The organism is Gracilibacillus boraciitolerans JCM 21714, from assembly GCF_000521485.1.
Classification (GTDB): Bacteria; Bacillota; Bacilli; order Bacillales; family Amphibacillaceae; genus Gracilibacillus; species Gracilibacillus boraciitolerans.
Genome location: NZ_BAVS01000009.1, coordinates 102,552 through 108,877, shown reverse-complemented (window position 1 = coordinate 108,877; position 6,326 = coordinate 102,552). Strand labels below are relative to the sequence as shown.

Here is a 6,326-nt window from a genome sequence, read left to right as displayed (position 1 = left end):
GTATGTGTGGTAGTCGCTGTTTCTGGTAAAGCTGTCAAAGCTTCCCGAAAATTGCGACGTGCATGCACCTTATCCGAGAACTTAGATAAGGCCCATTATCCAAGAAGTTTGATTATCCCGGAAAAATTGAGAAATTCCGCATAATTACTTTATTTTTTATCTTTTTTCTTGAATAATTATGATCTCTTTATGCAATGATGGAAATATAACCATACAATTGTATAGGAGGTTTATCTTATGAGAAAAGATTATCAGTCAATCGAACAGCTAACAAATGGACTGTTAGAGGAGCTTCAAATAAAATGCTATGGAAAAGAAACACTAAATAATTATAGGCGAATATTAAAAAAACTCATACTATATATGCAGCTGAATGAAATATCTTCGTATTCTTCTGAAATTGGTAGAGCCTTTATTGAAGATTACATTTCCACTCATGAAATAAGTGTTTCTTTTCAAAAGACAATTAGCTCAGTAACAAAAAGACTAAGCGATTATTGTGATGGAAGGGCATACTCACTTCAACGGAAGAAATCTTCTGTTAAGTTGCCAGAAAACCATGCGGTTTTTCTTGAAGATTACCTCTCATTTTGTAAACAGAGTGGAAATCGGTCAAAAACCATTAATTGTAAAAGAAAATTCTGTGGAGATTTTCTGGTCTCTTTGTTGTCTTTGAGATGCAATGACATAAGAGATGTAAATTCCACACAGATTAGTAAAGCCTGTTTGATGTTTCATAATAAGGACGCTTGGGCGGTTATTCGAATGTTCCTTAAGTATCTTTACAAAGAAACCGTGATTGAATACGATTATTCCACCATTGTCCCCCCCATTATAAAAGACCATTTATGGTCCCTGTCACATATTCGGAAAATGAAATTTTTAGGTTCGAGAACGCTATAGACCAATCAAGTAAAATCGGAATACGTGATTATGCGATGCTACTTCTTGCTACTCGGCTTGGGATGCGCTCTGGAGATATTGCTGGCTTGACTTTTGATGAAATAAATTTTGATGGAAATTCTATTCATATAGTGCAGGAGAAGACCCTACAACCGCAAGAATTACCACTGCTCCCAGAAATTAAAGATGCTCTTAAGAATTATATTGAAAACGCACGTCCGACAGATAATGATGAACGTTGTATATTTCTCCGTCAGAATGCTCCTTACCAGGGAATAACCACTTCGGCTATTCGATTTGTAACTACAAGATATTTTCAAAAAGCAGGGATTGACATTTCTGATAAAAAGCATGGTTTACATACATTCCGGTCATCTCTCGCTAGCTCCATGGTTAATAATCAAGTACCATATGATGTCGTACGTAAAGTGCTTGGACATACGGACCCAAACGCAATAAAGCATTATGCAAAAGTTGATATAGAGCGTTTGCGTGAATACGCAATAGAGGTACCAACACCTTCCGGTGTCTTCGAAGCTTTTCTGAATGGAGGACGGAGTTATGCCGGACTTTAAAAGCATCTTGCGCATTGAGTTTGCCGATTTCTTATCAATGAGAGAAGTTGTATTAAGTGAAAGTGCCTATGCTCATGATTGCCATTATCTTACCTCCTTCGATAGCTATTTGATAAATTGTAATCTTCAACATAAGGAGATTTATGAGAGCGTCATAACCGAATGGGTTAAAAATTTATCAGGAAAAAGCAGTTCCGTTGGCAATAAGGTTATTGTTATACGAATGTTTCTCCGGTATTTAAGCAGTATGGGTATTAGGGTTTTTATGCCGCCAATACCGAAGGTCACAGATGATTATATCCCGTATATTTTCTCTGACGAGGAATTGAAAAGGATTTTTGCATTATCCGATAATATTATCCTTACAAAGAGCCAACCGAATCCTTATATCCAGCTTGAGTTTCCAATGATGCTCCGAATCATGTATGGCTGTGGGTTGCGCGTAGGGGGGGAAACTCTAGCTTTGAAGATGAAGGATGTGGATCTTGATGGTGGAATCCTCATTCTAAAACAGACAAAAGGAGACAAGCAACGGCTAGTACCTATGCATCAGACTTTGACATCAATCTTAATTAAATACTGTTTAGCAATGGCGTTGATAGGAAAAGCCGAAGCATTATTGTTCCCCAGTGCAATACAGGAAGTACCACTTTCTGTAAAATCTGCCCGTAATAAACTCAATACCATACTGAAATATGCCGACATATCGTTGAAAGGTAGAGCAAAATGGGAACGTGGACCATGCCTTCACTGCCTGCGGCATGTGTTTGCCTTTAAATCCTTTACAGAAGCTGAAAAGTCAGGGCGATCGATTAATGATTCTGTTCCCTATTTATCTATATATCTGGGACATGATAGCCTTAAAGAAACGGAGAGTTATCTGAAGTTCAGCAGCGAATTATATCCTAAAGCTATGGAGCTGTTTGAGGATTACACACTGCAGGTTTTCCCGGAGGTATCTTGTGATGAATAAAGCATCTGATTTTTTAAGGCTCCTTGACGCTTTTATTTCCACCTATCTTCCGTGTTCCGTTGGCGCAAGCCCAATACAGTTAAATCCTATAAATATGCATTTCGCCTGCTCATCGAATTCATGTACAAAGAAAAGGGAATTGAAGCTGACAAAATAACCTTTGAAAAACTTGACTATATAACATTAACGGAATTTTTTACATGGATTGAATCGGTGCGTGGTTGCAGTGCATCTACTAAAAACCAACGGTTGTCTGCAATAACCTCTTTTTCTGCTTATGCACAAAACCGGGATTTTGCTGCGGCTTCTGTTTTCAGGAATAGTGTGAATAAGATTCCAATGAAGAAAAGTCAGCATAAGCAAAGGGCGATTCTTACCCGTCAGGAAGTCACAATACTTTTAGCTCTTCCTAATGATAATAGGAAAATTAGTCTCAGAGATAAAATTTTGCTCAGTCTTATGTATGCAAGCGGAGCGCGTGCACAAGAAATATGTGACCTTACGGTCGGTAATCTTCAGCTTCATCAAAAAGGCGCTACACTAAATATTACGGGAAAAGGCAGAAAGAGCCGACGTATCGGGATTCCTATTGCCTGTGCGATCTTACTTAAGCAGTATATTGAGTATAAAAAAATCAGTGATAAACCTGAAAGACATATATTTTCAAGTCAAACGCATGAGCATATGACAGTATCTTGCGTAGAAGGAATATTCAAAAAGTATATAACCATTGCTAAAAAAGAAAAACCGTCCATGTTTCTTGCTGGTAGTTATTCACCTCATTCTATGAGACATACAACTGCCAGTCATATGCTTGAAGCCGGAGTTCCTTTGGTTGTAATAAAAATTTTTAGGTCATGCATCTCTACAGTCGACTCAGATTTATGCGGATATTTCCCAAGACACGGTTAACAAGCATTTAAAAGAGTGGAATGAAAAATGGTTCCCTTCAAATATAGATGAAAGAATAACTTCTAAAAGGTCAAATAGAATTCCAGATTTTCTGAATTAAAACCGAGATTTGTATCGAATAATTATCTAAGAAAAAAGAGAAGAATTGCTGTATTTTAAAGCATACAGTAACTCTTCTCGGATAATTAATCTTCTTGGATAATGCGACCAGCATCCAATCAATGTGACATTGGGTAATCCATTATAACCTGGATACCCGTCAACATGCAGTAATCCTTGAAATCCATCCAGAAAACGTCGTGGATGTTTGGCGGCTCTGGTTTGTTGATAATCGTATAAAACAATAGGATTATCGGTATGACCAGATCGGTATAACCACATATACGAATTGGATTTTGCTGGTCTTCCTGGTTCAGATAAAACCTGCAAGGTAGTCTCATCTTCATGAGCGATATCAAGCTGCAAAAGTTGATCATGCATTTCATTGTAGATAAGCTCTAGCCATGTATGAGCACCATATAAAATCCAATTACTTAGTGTCTGACGCGGAATAGAAACACCGAATCGTTCAAGGTTTTTCTCTTGTCGATAGAGTGGCAATCCTTCCACATACTTTTGCGACATAATATAGGCCATCGCCGATGGCGAGGCTAAACTTCCTGGGAATACCAATTGTGGCATAGGCGCTGAGACGATCGGTGTCTCTATCTCATGCTTTTCACAATGACGGCAACTATAGACGTGATTAACGTGCTCCACCACTTTCACTTGCGCTGGAATCACTTTTAATTCTCTTCTTACTTTTTGACTCATTTCATGTAGATTTCCACCGCAACATGAACAAACCTGTTCCTCTTCGGCTAAACGATATTCCACCGTTTCCGTAGGCAGGTTTTCCAGTTTTGCTTCACGTTGACCTTTTTGCTTTTTGCGTTTATATGTAATCGTTTCGACAGTTGGTTCTTCTACTGCTTTATTAGCTGTATCTTCCGCTTCATTGAAAAGAGATAGTTGGTCTGGATTGGTTTTCTCACTAGAAGCACCAAACCTACGTTGTTGGCTTAATCGGAACTGTTCCTCATACCATTTCAATTTTGCCTCCAACTCTTCCTTTTCCATTTCAAGCTTTTCGGCACGCTCTTTAAAATATTCAATTGATTCTGGGTTAGTGGATGAATTTTTCATACCATAAGTATACGAAAAAGAACCCGAATTGACTAGTCGGATTCTCATAATTTTTATGATTATCTTATAAAATGGTACGTGCTTTTACTTCTCGATGTGCATGTTGTTGATGAATAGGTAAACCATCTAACAGCCAACGAAGTTGGCGATGACTAATGGACATCGCCTCGGCTTCTTCACCGGAAGGCCAATGAAACCTTCCACGTTCTAATCGTCGGTAATGAAGCCAAAAACCGTTAAATTCCCATTCTAATATCTTTAATTTATCGCGTTTGCGATTACAGAACACAAATAAACATGGTGAAAATGGATCGAGATCAAAACTTTCTTGAACAATGACAGCTAGTCCATCTATCGATTTCCGCAGGTCAGTATTTCCTTTTGCTAAGTAAACCCGATCGTAACTTCTATTATGTAGCATAATTTATGAAATTACACGAAGGATTTCAGCTACTTGAATGGGATCTGCACCAATAGGAACTTCTACTGCGTAATCATGTACATGAATAAAAATAGGACTGCTTTTTATGGTCGATGAACTTTCTGTAACCTGTACAGGAAGCCAATCCGCTTCTTTTGTGCCTATGCTTTCTTGTTGGAACCTTCGCTTCCAGTAATACATTTGATGAAGATTAATATCGTGTTCTCTGCACCATTTGGCTGCGCTAAGCCCACTCTCTTTCCATTCCTTCATACGAGCTTCCCATTCTATTCGTTTATCTGATAATGTCATGGCATAACCTCCTACAAGATTTATTATAATGACATTATCTCACGCTTTGAATGATGGCAGAAGGTGTACATTATTTGACGCTTACTTTTCGGATGATCGTAAGGTAGATAATCCTAAATTCACTCCCAAAATGGAGAAGAAACTCAGACGTGAACAGCGCAAGTTGTCCAGAAGAGCATTAATCGAAAAAAAAGAACGGTATTAGCCTATTGGAAGCGAAGAACTATCAAAAGCAAAAATAAAGAGTGACCCGCTTACATGAAAAAGTAGGGAACCAACAGAACGACTTTCTAAATAAGCTTTCAACAGCTATCATCAAAAACCACGATGTGATCTGTATGGAAGACTTAAACACAAAAGGACTGTTGCGAAATCACAAACTATCGAAAAGTATTGCGGACGTATCATGGTCTAGCTTTGTTGCAAAATTACAGTATAAAGCGGAATGGCACGGGCGTGTGTATTTTGCAATTGAGATTGAGCCAGTTAAAATTAATTTTCTTCACAAACTTTCACTGTGATTATTAAAGAATGCTTGGCTTGATACGGAGCTTTTACGGGCATGACTATTTTGCGAAAGAGTGCGATATATAGATGTTTCGCACTTTTAGATAGGGTATCATGCCCACATCTCCGTATAAAGCTATTTTGAGGATTGCTAAGTAAAAAATTCACAAAGTTTTTGGGGCGTACTTTTGGATTAACATGTGGTTCAATTTTTAATTAACATATACAGGCGTGACATCATCAAGGTGGATAAATGGTTTCCATCTAGCCAGATATGTTCGGAATGTGGTCACAAGGATGGCAAGAAATCACTCGATATTCGAGGATGGATGTGCCCTGCTTGCCATGTCCATCACGATCATGACATCAATGCTAGTAAAAATATCTTGCCCGAAAGTCTAAGGCAGTACACATTGGAATAGTCATTAAACACAACCGTAGGTACTACGGGGGATAGCCTGGTAAATAAGAGAAACCGCTGCTGGTTAAGAAAAAAATGAGCAAGTATGCTCTCTTCCCAAGAATCTCGTGACTTTAG

Annotated in this window: 9 protein-coding genes and 1 pseudogene; 7 read left to right on the top strand and 3 right to left on the bottom strand. The window is 38.3% G+C overall.

The features are described from left to right. Nucleotides 1-237: 237 nt before the first annotated feature. From JCM21714_RS20505 to JCM21714_RS08115, 4 genes are all read left to right on the top strand, one after another. Entirely contained in the window at nt 238-903 is a 666-nt protein-coding gene (locus JCM21714_RS20505) for a hypothetical protein (protein ID WP_200868439.1), read from the top strand. Continuing rightward, nucleotides 849-1,478 carry a tyrosine-type recombinase/integrase gene (locus JCM21714_RS20500; RefSeq protein WP_200868438.1) on the top strand — a complete coding sequence of 210 codons (630 nt, stop codon included), beginning with the start codon at nt 849-851 and terminating at the stop codon, nt 1,476-1,478. The genes JCM21714_RS20505 and JCM21714_RS20500 overlap by 55 nt, the downstream gene beginning before the upstream one ends. Beyond that, nucleotides 1,465-2,451, top strand: a complete 987-nt coding sequence (locus JCM21714_RS08120) for a tyrosine-type recombinase/integrase (protein ID WP_035723269.1) — start codon at nt 1,465-1,467, stop codon at nt 2,449-2,451. Before JCM21714_RS20500 ends, JCM21714_RS08120 begins: the two co-directional genes overlap by 14 nt. A gap of 120 nt (nt 2,452-2,571) precedes the next feature. Further along, nucleotides 2,572-3,363, top strand: a complete 792-nt coding sequence (locus JCM21714_RS08115) for a tyrosine-type recombinase/integrase (RefSeq protein ID WP_235182698.1) — start codon at nt 2,572-2,574, stop codon at nt 3,361-3,363. A 156-nt stretch (nt 3,364-3,519) separates the two neighbouring features. Here JCM21714_RS08115 and tnpC read toward each other — a convergent pair. From tnpC to tnpA, 3 genes and pseudogenes are all read right to left on the bottom strand, one after another. After that, nucleotides 3,520-4,548: pseudogene (gene tnpC, locus JCM21714_RS08110) on the bottom strand (IS66 family transposase); the annotation flags it as partial. A gap of 64 nt (nt 4,549-4,612) precedes the next feature. Then, on the bottom strand, nt 4,613-4,969 hold the full coding sequence (gene tnpB / locus JCM21714_RS08105; protein WP_035723266.1) for an IS66 family insertion sequence element accessory protein TnpB: 357 nt from the start codon (nt 4,967-4,969) through the stop codon (nt 4,613-4,615). A gap of 3 nt (nt 4,970-4,972) precedes the next feature. Further along, nucleotides 4,973-5,281 (bottom strand): IS66 family insertion sequence element accessory protein TnpA, encoded by a 309-nt coding sequence (tnpA, locus tag JCM21714_RS08100; RefSeq protein ID WP_035723264.1) that lies wholly within the window; start codon nt 5,279-5,281, stop codon nt 4,973-4,975. Nucleotides 5,282-5,309: 28 nt separating this feature from the next. Between tnpA and JCM21714_RS21170 the strand changes: the two genes are divergently transcribed. The 3 genes from JCM21714_RS21170 to JCM21714_RS19190 all read left to right on the top strand — a co-directional run bounded on the left by JCM21714_RS21170 (nt 5,310) and on the right by JCM21714_RS19190 (nt 6,210). Then, nucleotides 5,310-5,486 (top strand): hypothetical protein, encoded by a 177-nt coding sequence (locus JCM21714_RS21170; protein WP_235182697.1) that lies wholly within the window; start codon nt 5,310-5,312, stop codon nt 5,484-5,486. Between the two features lie 40 nt (nt 5,487-5,526). Continuing rightward, entirely contained in the window at nt 5,527-5,802 is a 276-nt protein-coding gene (locus JCM21714_RS21165) for an IS200/IS605 family accessory protein TnpB-related protein (RefSeq protein WP_235182696.1), read from the top strand. Between the two features lie 186 nt (nt 5,803-5,988). Then, entirely contained in the window at nt 5,989-6,210 is a 222-nt protein-coding gene (locus JCM21714_RS19190) for a zinc ribbon domain-containing protein (protein ID WP_035723261.1), read from the top strand. The last annotated feature ends 116 nt before the right edge of the window (nt 6,211-6,326 follow it).

Coding starts and splice junctions, on each gene's coding strand:
- JCM21714_RS20505 (WP_200868439.1), top strand. CDS start 238: ATGAGAAAAGATTATCAGTCAATCGAACAGCTAACAAATGGACTGTTA.
- JCM21714_RS20500 (WP_200868438.1), top strand. CDS start 849: ATGGTCCCTGTCACATATTCGGAAAATGAAATTTTTAGGTTCGAGAAC.
- JCM21714_RS08120 (WP_035723269.1), top strand. CDS start 1,465: ATGCCGGACTTTAAAAGCATCTTGCGCATTGAGTTTGCCGATTTCTTA.
- JCM21714_RS08115 (WP_235182698.1), top strand. CDS start 2,572: ATGTACAAAGAAAAGGGAATTGAAGCTGACAAAATAACCTTTGAAAAA.
- tnpB (WP_035723266.1), bottom strand. CDS start 4,969: ATGCTACATAATAGAAGTTACGATCGGGTTTACTTAGCAAAAGGAAAT.
- tnpA (WP_035723264.1), bottom strand. CDS start 5,281: ATGACATTATCAGATAAACGAATAGAATGGGAAGCTCGTATGAAGGAA.
- JCM21714_RS21170 (WP_235182697.1), top strand. CDS start 5,310: ATGACATTATCTCACGCTTTGAATGATGGCAGAAGGTGTACATTATTT.